The following is a 13,652-nucleotide window of genomic DNA, read 5'->3' on the forward strand; positions in this document are numbered from 1 at the left end:
TTACAACAAGCCCGTTCAAGAGCTGGATGCTTGGGTTAAAGTCAGTACGAAACTTGTTGGGTGACGCAGGTTGACAAGCTCCAAAGTCGCACCATTTTGCTGAGCCAAAGACTGGGATGTGGACAATCCTAGCCCAGTCCCTTCACCAACATCTTTGGTAGTGTAAAAGGCATCAAATATGCGATGCCGAAGGTCAGGCTCCACTCCAGGGCCGTTGTCGTTTACTGCGAGGCAGGTAGCTCCCAACTGATCGCGCCACACGATGATCATAACTTCTCGATGAGTTTGTGCGGGAACTCGATGCAAAGCTTCAAAGGCATTGTTCAGTAGGTTAATGACAATTTGACAAACTTGTGCGCTGCTGGCCACAACCAGATCATCGCTGTCCGGGAGTTCGTTGCTTAGCTTCAGGTTAATGCCATCCTTATTAAAACGTGCTTTGGTTAGAATCAGGACGCTATGGATGATTTCAAGGAGTGAGCATGGTTGCAGTTGAGGGTTGCCTGTACTCTCAGAAACATTTTTTAAGCTGTCGATGACCCGTTTCATCCGATCCAAGGCGCTGGTGATGCCGATTCGTGATCGATCGAGTAGGTTGGGTGTGAGGCGCCCTTGGTCTGCTGCCTTGCTTAAGTTTTGGCTATAGCCTTGAATAATAGCCATGGGGTTATTCAACTCGAAAGCGATTCCAGCTGCTAGGTGGCCTATAGCTGCGAGCTTCTCCTGCTGGATAAGGCGATGCCCGGCATCATCGATTTGCCGGTCCAAGAGTTTAATATGCTCTTTGTGCTGCTGGTTGAGGCGCATGATCTCTTTTTCTTGAGCGGTTGCAAAGCTCGACATATGAGACAAACGACTAGCCAGTTGAAGGCTGTCGATGGCTAAAACAGCTGTCAAAATAGTGGAACTCCAAACAAGATCCATTCTCCCCATATCGATAAATTGGCGAGAGAAACTTGTGTAGTCAATAAATGTTGCAGCGACCAGGCCGGCTAGTGTTAGGTACTGCATTGGGTTTCCCCTCACAAAGCGAAGGTCGAACCAAGCGCTGTGAATGCCAATGGTAATGACAACCAAAAGATAGAATATAAGGAGCCATTCAAACACGCGGGTGTGAACAGGGTGCGGTGCACTTAGGGTTGCAAGAACAGCAGTACCAAAGGCAAACAGGATGATATATTGAAATGCTAGGGGAAATGTTTTTGGGCGCATACAGCGAATCAGGTCGACAGCTAAAGGTACAATGGAGCCAAATACCAAGACCTTGAGTATGTGATAGGGTCGCCACGGAATCGTTTCGAAAAACAGTGGCAGAATACTATAGTCCTCGTCAATAAAGGGGCGCAAAGTAATGGCCATAGCAATTAAAAAAAGCCTAACGATGCTAGGGTTGTTATAGCCTACGAAAAAAAGGCCCATATGATACAAACCAAGGATCATGGCACAGCCTGCCAGCAACATAGACAGTGCAAACTCCCTATTTTTATTCTGTTGAAAGCTTTTCTCCTTTGAAATGATGAGGGGTGAGGTGACGCCACCGATATGGTGATGGAAACTTGAGACCTGTAAAACAATATCGAGAATCTGGGTTCCAGGTATTAAACTGAAATGAAGGTCGCCTAGGCTTGGAGTCTCTTCCTGGGAGGTCCGACCCACAATTCCTTTTTGCGCCTTAAGTTCACCGTTGACATATAGTCGATACGCAGATGGAATTGCAGACATAGAAATCGCAAGGGGAATACTAGGGTCAGGATCATGGAGTAGGTGGACGATGAGCCTGTAGCTCGCAAAACGCTGATCATCGTCGTCCCATACTTTAGGAACTGGCGCGAATTTTCGTTGGAAGGGACGGATTTGGTCCATATCATCGCTTTCCACCAAATCGCCCATGTACTGCCAAGAGCCACGAATCGTTACAACATCAAACTGGTAGATTTCGCTGGGGGCAATATTAACCATGCCCTGATTAGCCTGGAATCCTATGCTAGCGTATAGGGGTAAGCTGTTGAGCGATATCAAAAATAGGATACTTAGAAGATTCAAAGAACCACCCTTGACTTCGACTTTTTCAGGCAGCTAGAGATCGGATTCTTACCGAAAGTGATCTGGGTAAATCATGCTTAGTTGTGGGGATTCCTCAAGATTCCTTGAGGCAAATAATCCAACAAAAAGAGTTCTTAAGAATTTCATGAGTGATTATTAGATATTATCATATTGGCACTTAACTTGCTCTTATCGAGCGTTGGCTAAATTTTTTAAAAGTGACTCACTTGATTCTTACCAATCGAGTGTTACTTTAAGAATAGGGAAGAGATTCCCGATCGTTCACTCAGAATGGAGGAACTCCATATGGTACTCAAAACTGCCTTTCTTCACATGGACCGAACTGAAGCCATTGAGGACTTTGCACAGAAGAAGCTAGGAGCCAAGATCGATCGACTCACCCAAGGACCTACCGGTGGTAATCTCACCTTCCTGGTCAACAAAGAGGACCAGATTGTTAAGCTCCGGTTGAAAGACAAGAAAGGAGATGAAATTGCCCTTCATGCAGCTGCACAAGACATGTATGTGGCCATCAACAAACTTGCGAATCAACTGGATAAATACCTGAGGCGTCGCAAGGATAAACGCTTGAAAGGTAGATTCAAAGACAAGTACCGAGAATTGGAGTTCTTCGAAGAACAAGAAGAAGCTGCTCTTGAAACTGCTTAAAAAAGAACATGCGAAGGGAGGCTAAGCCTCCCTTTTTGTTTATATTGTTTCTTATAGAAAAAAGCTTCACCCTGAAAGCCTTTCACTGCTCTGTGATTGCCTAGTGCTTAGTCACATTGGATTCTCGGCTAGGCGTCGAGGAATGAATGAGGAGATAGTACTCCCGTACAGCGACGATTGAGAGACGAAGACAACAACGCCAAGGATTCAATGTGACTAAGCACTAGAAAAGGGGAGATGCGATGCGTAGGATATTCCCAAGGTGGCGCTCGACAAATCTTATCTTATTGACTTCTAGCTGCTCGGAACGTGAAATATCGTTCATTAGCATTTCATAGACTTCAAGGCTAAATGATTCGTTCTCTACAAGAACACTGGTTTCAAAGTTGAGGTAGATGGAACGGTTGTCGAAATTGCTAGAGCCAACCAATGCTTTCTCCTGATCGACCAAGACGACTTTCTGATGCATAAACCCAGCTTGATACAGGTAAATCTGTGCGCCTCGATGACAAAGTCTACGAACATAGTGATTATTTATGATCTGAACCACAATAGAATCTGTGCGCTCTGGTACGATGATGACCACCTTGATATCTTTTATGATGGCAAGTTCTAGGCAACGTTCGAGAACCAAATCTGGAATTAGGTAAGGGGTTGCAATGTAGATACTCTCCTTGGCATTTTGAATTAAATTCATAAATAAGTAGAGCCCGTAATCCAAGTCATCCCCTGGGCCAAATGAGTAAACTTTGGTCGCACAAGGGCCTTGAGGAATATGTTCACTCCTATGGTCGAGGGCCGTGTCCAGTGGTTCTCGATATTTAGGTGATGCAGCGAAAGACCAGTCGTCCGCGAATGTTTGGCTGAACTGGGCACAACCAGGCCCCTCGATTTTGAGCTGGGTATCTCGCCAGTGCTTTTCGATACCAAGGTACTCAACACCGACATTCATACCTCCCATGAATGCTTTGTGACCATCGATAACAATGATCTTGCGGTGATTACGGAAATTGATTTGAAAGTTAAATCGAATCCTAAGTGGTAGAAACCTTGCAACATAAATACCGTTCTGCTTCATATTGCGGGTGTGGGTCCCAGTAAGACCCAAAGATCCCAAGTTGTCATAAAGGAAGAAGACCTTCACACCTTGCTGAGCTTTCTTGATAAGCAAGTCGATAAACTTAAGACCCAGTCGATCCGTTCGAAAGATATAGTATTGAATCAGGATGTAGTCTTTAGCATTCTCGATCTCGGCAAAAATCTCGTCGAATGTACCTTGCCCCGAGGTTAAAAGATGAATCTTGTTATAACTTGTGAGGGGGGGGTAATCGTGATTACGGCCTTTAAGGCGTTTTCGTCGTCGCTTGCTATAAAGTCTTAGCTTACTTTGACCTAAGAAAAAATATAGGGGAACCCCTAAGAAAGGGAATGAGATATTGATCAGAATCCAGGTGGCGGCAGCCGAAGGGTTCATCTCACTCGATACGATGGCCCAGACATTTCGAATTGCTAGCGCATAGACACATCCGATTAGCACAGAATAGATGACAGCATCAACAGGTTGGAATATATCAATCATGGCGTAGGTACTCTCTCCGTAGTCGACGCTCTAAGGCTAGCAGATAAGGAGGCTAGGACAAAGACATATCCCGCAGGGTCCGCGGTGCTTGGTACAAAAGGTAGGATTTCACTCTTTTAGTCTTGTCCAAGTGGTTTCATTTGGTGCAAAATTTTGATTCTTTTGCTGGAATGCGAATTGCTTAGAAGCTGAAACGAGAGCATAGAATCGAATCTAGCCCTTGCTATAAAAGCTAAATACGAAATCCGACACCCTAGAGTGGAGATCGAGTTATGAAACAAGTTGACATTGCGTCCCTTAAGTCACTAATTGCCGAAAGTAATCGGATCGTCACAGGGATGGCTGCTGCTGAACCGCAACAGTTTTACAGCTTCCTATCGGAGCATTCCGAACTTATTGGCGATGGTAAAACTCTCTATTGTGCCAACCCGAGTCGGGCCTACGGTTGTTTTCAAGATGAAGGCTTCGATCAACTTCAGGTAGTTGTCATGTTTTTAACCTCTGCCGTACGGAAGTTGTCCGGCAAGCGTGTGCAGTACTTCCCTCATCACCTCTCTCAGTGGGCAGGACATCTCACCAAGCGCGGTATTGATCTTTTCTGGGGCAGCTGTAGTTTGCCTGATGATCGAGGCTTTGTCAGTCTAGGGCCATCTTGTTGTTATGAGTCCGAAGTGATAGCAAGAGCCAAGCATGTGGTACTTGAAGTGAACCCTCATATTCCCATGACCTATGGCAGCACAACCGTTCGTCTAGAGGATGTCGACTATCTGGTCGAGTCTCATCAGGAGCTACCAGAAGTTCAGAGAGCGTCCATCACTGAGACCGACGAGAAAATTGCCCGGCATATTGCGGCCCTCATTCCTGATGGAGCTACCCTTCAGCTTGGCATTGGTTCGATTCCTAACGCGATTGGCAAGGCCCTGGCAGACAAGCAAGATCTTGGCATTCATACTGAAATGATCAACGACACCATGATGGATCTCTATTGTGATGGGGTTGTGACGGGCCGCAAAAAAACTCGCTGGCCAGGTAAGCTGGTCGGGAGCTTTGCCTACGGTAGTCGGAAACTCTATGACTTTATCGATAAAAATCCTCTTGTCGAGCTACATCCGGCATCTGTCGTTAACGACCCTTATAGGCTTGGCAAGAATCATAAGATGATGTCGATAAACACGGCTGTTGAAATTGATATTACGGGGCAGGTCTGCTCAGAGTCTGTCGGGCATCGTGAGCTAAGTGGTGTTGGTGGAGCTAGTGAAACCCATATCGGAGCACAACGATCGCCAGAAGGTAGAGGCATCATTGCTATGCATGCGCGAGCCAAGAATGGTCAGTCAAAGATCGTTTTCGAACTTCAACCAGGTGCCAAAGTCAGCATCTCCCGCAACGACATCGATACTGTGGTCACAGAATTTGGGGTTGCTCAGCTAAAAGGTATGACGGTTCGGGAGCGAGCCCTAGCCTTGATCGACTTAGCTCATCCCGATGTGCGAGCTGAGCTGCTTGAATCATGTCGTAAAGCAGGTTATATATGAGGTTTGGACAATCTATGAGCCCTATTTGAGGGCTTGGATCGCATCATCGAATGTGATGATGGTCATATCGTTATGACGAACAGCGATGCTTAGAGTATCGCTATCAAAGTTGCTGGAGATAGAAATCTCGCTAAGTTTTGTTTCGTCTTGAAGAATTTGTTCTTGATCCAGATTGAAGGTGAAAAACACACTATTTAGATACATATCAATCCGCTCGCTAGTAGTTTCGCGACTGACGAATATATCGAGGGCTAAAACTTCGAGTCCTTCCACAACACCACTGTATGGGAAATACCAGCCTGTATAGATTTGATCGCCAATCATAAACCCAAAAGATTTAGGCGGGTAATAGGTGGGGGTTTCAAGTCCGATATCATCGAGGTAGTCTTCTTTATAATTTAGCTTAGCTTCCCAGGCGAAACCAGTTTCCGGGGAGCCCATACATTGCCACAACCTGGTGGGGTAGAGTGCTGACACTGTAAGACGACCGACATCTTCCTTTGGGCAGTCTACGGTGCTCTGGTTATAGGGAAGGTCATCATTTTGATATTTAGATATGGAGAAAAATGCTTCGAGGGAGAAGCTTACTTCAGGTTCAGGAGTATCGACGGGGGCAGGAGTTCCCTCTTCAGGAGGGAGGTCGGTACCAAGATTCGCATCAGCATCAGGATCAGATGGTGGTGTTACCGTTTGCACTTCGGCCTCGACGAGTGGGCCTCGGCTATCGTTGCTATTGCAAGCGCCGAGTCCTAAAACAACAAGTACAGTCCAAAAAGATAGGTATGAATTCAATGCATTGGCTCCTGTGTCAGTCACTCCTACACCTATCAGGGAGCAAGGTTTAGACCATCTATAACTAACAGATATTACTAGTTTTTGACTTGTCGAGGGATTGGTCAAGTGCCGGCAGGGAGCAAGGAGGAAAATTTTATACAAGCGCTTGTCGTGGTATCGGCCATCTATTAGACAGAAATTCAATATCACGGATTTTAAGCGCATGGGTTTAAATCCGTGATCACTCGGCAACAATTGCCATTTGAAATCCCTTAAGTAAAACCCTACAATAAAAGCTGGGAGCCCTCATAAATTAGGAAAAATATTGAATAAATACAGATTCTTAAGCTTTGTATGGACCTTGCTTAGCACGGCGCTCATCGGCGCGCCAAAGCCATGCCTGTATTTTCCAATCCATCGTGACTTTCCCATGTCACAAGCCTGCTCCATCGTGGAACATCAGGATATGGATGGCGATGGCGAGCTTGACTGGCGCTGGAACCGAAACTTTGGGAGTTTAGTATTCCCAGGGGATCCTGATATGGATGGGGATGGACTTGAAAACTTCTTGGACCACCAGCCTCTTCGTTTTAATGAAAATATTTCTCATGTGAGGAGCTTCCCAAGTTATGGTTTATCAGATGATTCCAAAATAGCAGACATGCAAAAGAAGTTATTTGATCTCTCGGGCATCTATGCAATTGTGAATCAGGGTGACTTTGATCCGCGCTTCCTAAAGGCTGCCATCGAGATCTTCTCGTCACCAATAGGTTTGAAAATAAAGGATAAGCTCTCTCGGGTTCGGTATATGTTCGCCTTTAAGGAGTTGTCGCGGCCGCAGGCCCTTGGTCTCTACTTAGAGCCGATTGATGCCATCGTTATACGAACTGATTTGAGTGATCTAAGCTACCAGGAGCTAGTTGAGCTTATCGCTCACGAACTAGGTCATGGCCTATTGTTCTCTTTGTTTCAAACTGCGAGCTTTTCTCAATTTGCCAATGATCATGGTGGCTGGCGACTCGATCATCGAACTCATATTTACGCAAAGCAGTTTTTAGATCCATTTCAAGGTACAGTCGCTAACGGCTCATTCCCATCGGCCTATTCCTACAGTAGTTCTCATGAGTGGTTTGCGGAAAATGTAGCGCATTATGTACTAGCGTCCCTAGGTTACCGCCATAAGTTAAGCGAGCCGATGATGGCTCAAATCGATCGTTTGCTTCAACACTAAAAAAGGGCCGCAGTCGCAGCCCTTTTTTCTAGCTCTTAAAGCCTCATTATTACTGGAGAATGAGAGTTGCTTGAACTCGTCGATCCAGTTGCAGGTGGTTCGAGCTAGCTTTAGCCGAAGTTCTGGCGCTGCTTTCACCGACACTTTCTACCACCATCTGATCGGACCCGATTCCCTTATCGCGCAGCTTGTTTGCAACCAGCTGAGCCCGATTCATTGCAAGCTTCCTATTGAATTGATTTTCTCCGCGGGGGTCGGCGTGTCCTTTGAGGATCACTCTAAAGTTCTTGTCCTTGCTGAGAATCTGAACGAGGGCATCCATCTCGTCTCGATTAACCACTGGGTCGGTAGCACTGGCTGTATCAAAATATGCTACTGTCGAAACCACTTCGCTACCCTTGAGTTTAGCGAACGGGCTTTCTGGGCCTACCACAGCAACGTTGATATCTGTGGGGTCTTGGTTAAGCTGAGCCAGGGTGTTGCGAAATGCCATTTCGCTTTTGTCCGCGGTCTTGATTTGATCGTGAAGTCTTATAGCATTGTCAGCGGTGTTGCGAGCGTCATTAGCCTGACCGATAGCTGCGTACTCAGTGATGCTTCGGTCGTCCTCGTCCCGTGCCTTCTCTAGCATGTTGAGTGCTTTTTCAAACTTTTTCTCGGCGCGTTCGGCAGTTTGTGGAAGCATGTCATCGACATCCTTTTCATCCATTTTCTCTAGGGATGCATGGGCCTGATGGTACTCCTGGGGAGCGTCATCGGGAACGGTCGAACATGAAACTAGAATTGCGGCTGATGTTAAACTCAAAACTCTTGGCAAGATCATCACATACTCCTTTGTGATTAAAAAAATTCCTCGGCCGCAATCAGTTGCGACCGTTAATCGATAACTTTGTCTATTGCATCACATTTGCGATCGCTTCGATCTTTCTATTGTGAGCGTGTTGCATCGGGATCAGGGTTCCTCGGACAAGGGATTTCACCTTGGGCGGAATGTCATCATTTTCGAGGGCCTTGGCGTACATATTCAAACCGTATTCCTCACCCTGCTTGAGTGCCATCAGTGCGGTGTGATCACCAAGAAGCTTGGCTGATCCCATAATGGTTTTGGCAAAAACACCCCAGGAGCCAATGCCGTCGTCGACCTCTTCACCCCTAAATTCAAGATGCTTCTGCAGCTCTTGAATCGCTTGAATGTGATCCGACTGGATCTCGCGGAGTCCGTCGGCTCGTGGGTCTGTGCCGACTTTTTCCAGTGCCTGGGCATAGGTTTCGGTGGCTGCTCGTTCCCCGCGTAGCATCTCGTTCAGTTTTGAACCCGTGCTGTTGCTCATTGAAACGTCCATCTTAATTATCCTTTCGTCCTTGTTGCATCATAGCTCGGCCGATACTCCTTACTCAGCAAGGACCTTGCCAGGTTTTAAAAAAATGCGCTAAACACCCTCAATGATTTGATAAACAAGGTTTTCAGAATTGGTATCGGCCGAGCAAGTAAGGATGCAGAATCACTTCTGTTCGTATTTCCATACGATCTGAGAAAGGGAGGTGTATGAAGCCTCATTCGCCATTCGGTCGGTGATACGAAAATTGATCTGCTCGCCCTGTAAGAATCATCGATTTGCCATTTATATGCTGCCCGCAACGATGGTATTCAAATTGCACCTCTATCTATGATAAAGGGATGGGGAGCGATTGATGGCTGAAAATCTAGCGGTTCGGATGAGATGAAAATGCAGGGTTCCAAACAAGACATAGTGAAGACGAAAAAACAAATTACAATTCTATTGATGGTATTACTCGCGACCACTGCTAGCTATAGCGCAGAACCTACCCTGACACGCATGGTCTGCCCCGGTATCTCAATAAAATCTAAACTAGAAATCGAATTGACGGTTACAGAAAAAGAGCTGGTCTGTGATACCAAAGGCCCTGAGGCTTGGCGAAAAACATCTTTGATGCAGAAAGAATACTTTTTGACTAACTTCTTACAAACTCGCGGCTACTACAATCCTAAGTTTGTCTCTAAAAATGGGGCTATGCTTGTTGATTTCCAGGAGATTGCTAGTATCGATGAGGTTGAATTAGTTAATAATAAAGCCAATTTGCAAGCCTATCGCTTCTGGAAAATCTATGGTAGACCCATGACACCCCAGTCCCTTGATCAATTGGAAAGTTGGATTCGCGGGCAGTATGGGCAACGAGGCTATCCTTGCTTGTCCTTGAGAACAAAGGCCTTTCCTCGCAAAGGCTTGGTCCAGGTTGAGATCCAACCAGGCGACCTTAAAACTATAGACGAGATCGACTACGAAAAGCTCCCAGGAACCATAGCTCATATTGGCAGCCGCTACTATGCATTTAAAGAGTCGGATACTTACGATGCTAGTAAGCTTCAATTGAGTGCCCAGCGAATGATTGAAGATGAGCTTGTGATCAGCACGAACTTTGTGACCCAGTGTGAGGGCGAAACCTTCAAGATAGCCCAGAAAAGTATTCCAGGTGAGCCAAGGCTCGTCACTGTCGGGCTGGGTTTCGATACCGAGGAGTATGGTATCGCTGAGCTTCGGTGGAAGAATACGCGATTTACCACCACCGCTTCGAAGCTTGATGCCAGCCTCAGAGCATCCTATCGAGTCGTTAGCGCCGAATTGGCCTTTGATTGGTACTATGCGCCTATCGTGATGCGTCACTATCTTCGGTCGGCAGTAAAATTGACGCGAACAAACGAGGATAACTTCGAATCTCGGGTTCTCGACTTAAGTACAGGGCCCTCTTGGGATTTCGATAGTGCGGATCACTTTTTTAGCTTGTGGCCGTCACTTTCCATGACTCGAACCAAAATTGTTCGGGGCGAGGGGCTAGGTCGGTCTAAAATGCTGTCTTTGAGACTCCAGGGTACAGTATCGAGCCACGACCATCAGCTCCATCGCAACGATCCTCGTTCGGGCTTTGATCTTGGTTTTACCACCAGCTTTGCCAAGAAAGGAATCGGTTCCGATTTGAGTATCAATCGCTACGGCTTACGATCGAGTTACTTGGCAAACATTATGAGCTTCGACCCACCGATTTGGATCATGGGCCTAAGAGGAAGCCTGTCCTCAACGGTGGTTGGCTCAGACACGGCGGAAGAAGACGTTCCAGACAACCTCAAGCAGCGTCTTGGGGGTACTCGCAACCTGCGAGGCTTTGGCCGTAACCTTGTGGCTGAGGATGGGGCCTTGCTGTCAGCCTATGCGGGGCTTGAGCTGCGCTTGGCCAATACTCTGGCTTATGGCATTCAGCCCATTGTATTTCTGGATTTTGGAAAGGTTGGCGAAGAGTCCTGGAAGTTTGATCAGGAACTATATTGGGGGCCAGGATTTGGAGTACATTGGAAATCACCCATTGGCCCGCTACGAGCCACCCTAGCCCGCGGCTTTGTAGAATCTGCTGATGATGAAAAATTGGAAGGCGATCTTGAATCATGGCAAGTCTTTCTTAGCTTGGGGGAACAGTTTTGACAAAGACGATAGCGAAATTTACCTTATGGATTAGCCTTATTCTTGGTCTTGCCCTGACCCTCGTTGGCGGGCTTGTGTTCTGGCAGCCGGGTCTTGTTATCAATTCGAAGACTTTGAATTATGTTCAAGAGAAGTGGCTGAACGATCTGATAAACTGGCAGTCAATTCATGTTGAATTTGTCAGAACATCTTTTTGGCAAAGGGAAATTAGGCTTGAGGCTGAGCAGCTTAAGGTAGATGGAGAGGGGGTCTTGATCGAAGCGCCTAAATTGAAGGCTAAAGCCACCCTTGATCTAAGATATGGTCAATTGCAGCTCATAAATCTAGGTCCGATCGAAGCCAAGGAACTGAACCTTGAGCTAGCCCTTAAGGGTGATCAGGAAGAATCGAGCTCCAGTGACTCATCATTTTTAACAGCACTAGCTGATTGGAATCGGCTCCCTGTTGAGACCATTGACATCAGGATTAAAAAAGCAAACTTGATTCAGGACTCAGGTAACGTTTCATTTTCCGGTCATTTCAAGCTAACAGGCTTAAACCAGAACTCGAAAGATGAACTACAAGTGATCGTCAAAGACCTTGTCCAAGGGGATAAAAATCTGGGTAAAGTCACCATTGATGCTAGTATTCAAGACTATAACTATCTTCTGGACCCTAAGGCAAACATAAGCCTAGCAGCGAAAGCAAACATTGAGCAAATTCGAGGCAGCCTCGATATCAATATCGCTTCCCAAAGCAAGTTGAAACAAAATTTAAACGGCAAACTTAAAGTTGATCTTGGTCAAACCGCGATCGATTTGAACCTTAAGGGAACACGGAATGATACAAGCTTCAAGGGGACTTGGGGTGTCCTCGCCAGAGAGGTGTCTGGTGCGATGACACATGTTAGTCTTGAGCCTTGTTCAGTGGAAGGTCGATGGGGAAAAAGCTTGGACGATCCTTATGATATCGCTGTGGCCTGTGATGGTCGCACCAAACGACCTGTGCTTAAGCAAGAAGATATGATTGCCCGTTTTTTGCCGGAAGAGATTCACTTCCAATTCAACAGCGACATTCGTTTCCTTGGCCAGGGAGAGGAGGTCTTGCATACGGAAACCTCACTTGAATTGCAGGAAATTCGTTCAGGAGCGGTGAAGATTCTTGGTGCTGCCATGGCGCAAGGCCCGGTGCCTTTGAATGCTCCTGAAAATCATCGTATCGATGTGACTTTTGATTTCAGGCTGATCGTGGAACAGTTCTCAGGCTTGGTCAACCAGTTGAATGGGAGTCCGTGGTCCGTACCAGCGCCGTTCAACGGGCTTGACGGCCCTGCCCGTTGTCATATTAAGGGCGACTATTCTAAAAACTTTACCACCAATGAATTTCCCCTCGTATGTAAACTAGATCTGGCATCTAGCACCCAGAAGCTTCACATCGATTCAGATGGTAAAGTGCAGCTGATTCGAGAGGGAGAAGATCTGAGGCCTCATCTGGATTTTGATATCCTTATTGACGGTATCGAGCTGGTAGCTCCAACGATGCAGCCGGGCACCCCTATGCCTGCTTTGACCCCCGATGAGCGCATTGTGATGAGTGATCCCAAAGATCAGAAGCAGCCCAAAGCGTCTCCAGAGAAAAGTCCGGTAAGCTACAATCTTCGTATCAAGACTAAGAAAGCTGACTCCATTAAGATTCACTCGAATCTTCTTAAAGAGCCAGTTCCCATTAATGTGGACTTACTGCTAACTCATGACAGCCCGCTTACGGGCAAGGTGGCTGTTCAGGATTTTCCCCTCGAACTACTAAGGCGGCAAGCCCAGATTCGGTATTTAAGGGTGAACTTCAATCGAGAAGGCGATAAAGCGGGCCTAGACGGGCTCATTGAATTTGAGAATAATGACTATAAGATCGCTATGGAACTTTTTGGAACATTGGACAAACCTGAGTATCGGCTCACCAGTGATCCTCCCATGTCGGACAAGGATCTTATGGCCATTCTATTATTTGGTAAGCATCCAGACGTTCTTGATCCCGACAAGCTCAAGTCAGTCGGAGAAACGAGAGCTGCCATCGCCGATGGCGCGATTAGCTTGATTTCCATGTACTATCTGGCTTCGACTCCTATCGAAAGCGTGGGTTATAGCCCTCATTCTGGCCTTCTATCGGCAAAGGTGAATGTTCAAGAAGGGCTTTCCCTAACTCTGGGTACTGATGGCGACGAGCAAAGGCAGGTTGGGCTTCGCAAGCGGTTGGGAGCTGGGTGGGTTGTGGATACTAGCTTTGTATCAGATGGCGACTCAAGCCTCACTCGAACCATCGCGATGCTGAAGTGGGGACGTCGTTATTGA

10 protein-coding genes are annotated in these 13,652 nt (G+C 46.7%); 5 read left to right on the forward strand and 5 right to left on the reverse strand.

Annotated features, from left to right (window positions below):
• Positions 1-15: 15 nt before the first annotated feature.
• Positions 16-2,043 carry a sensor histidine kinase gene (locus B9N89_RS06570; RefSeq protein ID WP_132316905.1) on the reverse strand — a complete coding sequence of 676 codons (2,028 nt, stop codon included), beginning with the start codon at positions 2,041-2,043 and terminating at the stop codon, positions 16-18.
• A gap of 306 nt (positions 2,044-2,349) precedes the next feature.
• Here B9N89_RS06570 and B9N89_RS06575 point away from each other — a divergent pair, with 306 nt between their 5' ends.
• On the forward strand, positions 2,350-2,712 hold the full coding sequence (locus B9N89_RS06575; RefSeq protein WP_159455193.1) for an HPF/RaiA family ribosome-associated protein: 363 nt from the start codon (positions 2,350-2,352) through the stop codon (positions 2,710-2,712).
• A 223-nt stretch (positions 2,713-2,935) separates the two neighbouring features.
• Here B9N89_RS06575 and cls read toward each other — a convergent pair whose 3' ends face one another.
• Positions 2,936-4,291, reverse strand: coding sequence for a cardiolipin synthase (gene cls, locus B9N89_RS06580; RefSeq protein WP_132316901.1), 1,356 nt, complete (start codon positions 4,289-4,291; stop codon positions 2,936-2,938).
• A gap of 272 nt (positions 4,292-4,563) precedes the next feature.
• Here cls and B9N89_RS06585 point away from each other — a divergent pair, with 272 nt between their 5' ends.
• The gene (locus tag B9N89_RS06585) at positions 4,564-5,826 is read left to right on the forward strand and encodes an acetyl-CoA hydrolase/transferase family protein (RefSeq protein WP_132316899.1); all 1,263 of its coding nucleotides are present in this window, start codon (positions 4,564-4,566) and stop codon (positions 5,824-5,826) included.
• 21 nt (positions 5,827-5,847) lie between these two features.
• Here the strand turns inward: B9N89_RS06585 and B9N89_RS06590 are convergent, their stop codons facing one another.
• Positions 5,848-6,618 carry a hypothetical protein gene (locus B9N89_RS06590; protein WP_132316897.1) on the reverse strand — a complete coding sequence of 257 codons (771 nt, stop codon included), beginning with the start codon at positions 6,616-6,618 and terminating at the stop codon, positions 5,848-5,850.
• A gap of 307 nt (positions 6,619-6,925) precedes the next feature.
• Between B9N89_RS06590 and B9N89_RS06595 the strand changes: the two genes are divergently transcribed.
• Positions 6,926-7,831, forward strand: coding sequence for a hypothetical protein (locus B9N89_RS06595; protein ID WP_132316895.1), 906 nt, complete (start codon positions 6,926-6,928; stop codon positions 7,829-7,831).
• Between the two features lie 49 nt (positions 7,832-7,880).
• Here the strand turns inward: B9N89_RS06595 and B9N89_RS06600 are convergent, their stop codons facing one another.
• Together B9N89_RS06600 and B9N89_RS06605 are read right to left on the reverse strand one after the other, a co-directional pair.
• Positions 7,881-8,654 carry an OmpA family protein gene (locus tag B9N89_RS06600; RefSeq protein WP_132316893.1) on the reverse strand — a complete coding sequence of 258 codons (774 nt, stop codon included), beginning with the start codon at positions 8,652-8,654 and terminating at the stop codon, positions 7,881-7,883.
• Between the two features lie 70 nt (positions 8,655-8,724).
• A complete protein-coding gene (locus B9N89_RS06605) occupies positions 8,725-9,174 on the reverse strand; it encodes a DUF2383 domain-containing protein (RefSeq protein ID WP_132316891.1) in 450 nt (149 codons plus the stop codon).
• 408 nt (positions 9,175-9,582) lie between these two features.
• Between B9N89_RS06605 and B9N89_RS06610 the strand changes: the two genes are divergently transcribed.
• Together B9N89_RS06610 and B9N89_RS06615 are read left to right on the forward strand one after the other, a co-directional pair.
• Entirely contained in the window at positions 9,583-11,325 is a 1,743-nt protein-coding gene (locus tag B9N89_RS06610; RefSeq protein WP_159455194.1) for a BamA/TamA family outer membrane protein, read from the forward strand.
• The gene (locus tag B9N89_RS06615) at positions 11,322-13,652 is read left to right on the forward strand and encodes a translocation/assembly module TamB domain-containing protein (protein WP_132316886.1); all 2,331 of its coding nucleotides are present in this window, start codon (positions 11,322-11,324) and stop codon (positions 13,650-13,652) included. The genes B9N89_RS06610 and B9N89_RS06615 overlap by 4 nt, the downstream gene beginning before the upstream one ends.

The sequence above is a fragment of the Pseudobacteriovorax antillogorgiicola genome (genome assembly GCF_900177345.1).
GTDB classification, from domain to species: domain Bacteria; phylum Bdellovibrionota_B; class Oligoflexia; order Oligoflexales; family Oligoflexaceae; genus Pseudobacteriovorax; species Pseudobacteriovorax antillogorgiicola.

Bases quoted from the DNA above. Each gene is read 5' to 3' on its own strand.
- cls (WP_132316901.1), bottom strand. From the start codon at position 4,291: ATGATTGATATATTCCAACCTGTTGATGCTGTCATCTATTCTGTGCTA.
- B9N89_RS06585 (WP_132316899.1), top strand. From the start codon at position 4,564: ATGAAACAAGTTGACATTGCGTCCCTTAAGTCACTAATTGCCGAAAGT.
- B9N89_RS06575 (WP_159455193.1), top strand. From the start codon at position 2,350: ATGGTACTCAAAACTGCCTTTCTTCACATGGACCGAACTGAAGCCATT.
- B9N89_RS06600 (WP_132316893.1), bottom strand. From the start codon at position 8,654: ATGATCTTGCCAAGAGTTTTGAGTTTAACATCAGCCGCAATTCTAGTT.
- B9N89_RS06605 (WP_132316891.1), bottom strand. From the start codon at position 9,174: ATGGACGTTTCAATGAGCAACAGCACGGGTTCAAAACTGAACGAGATG.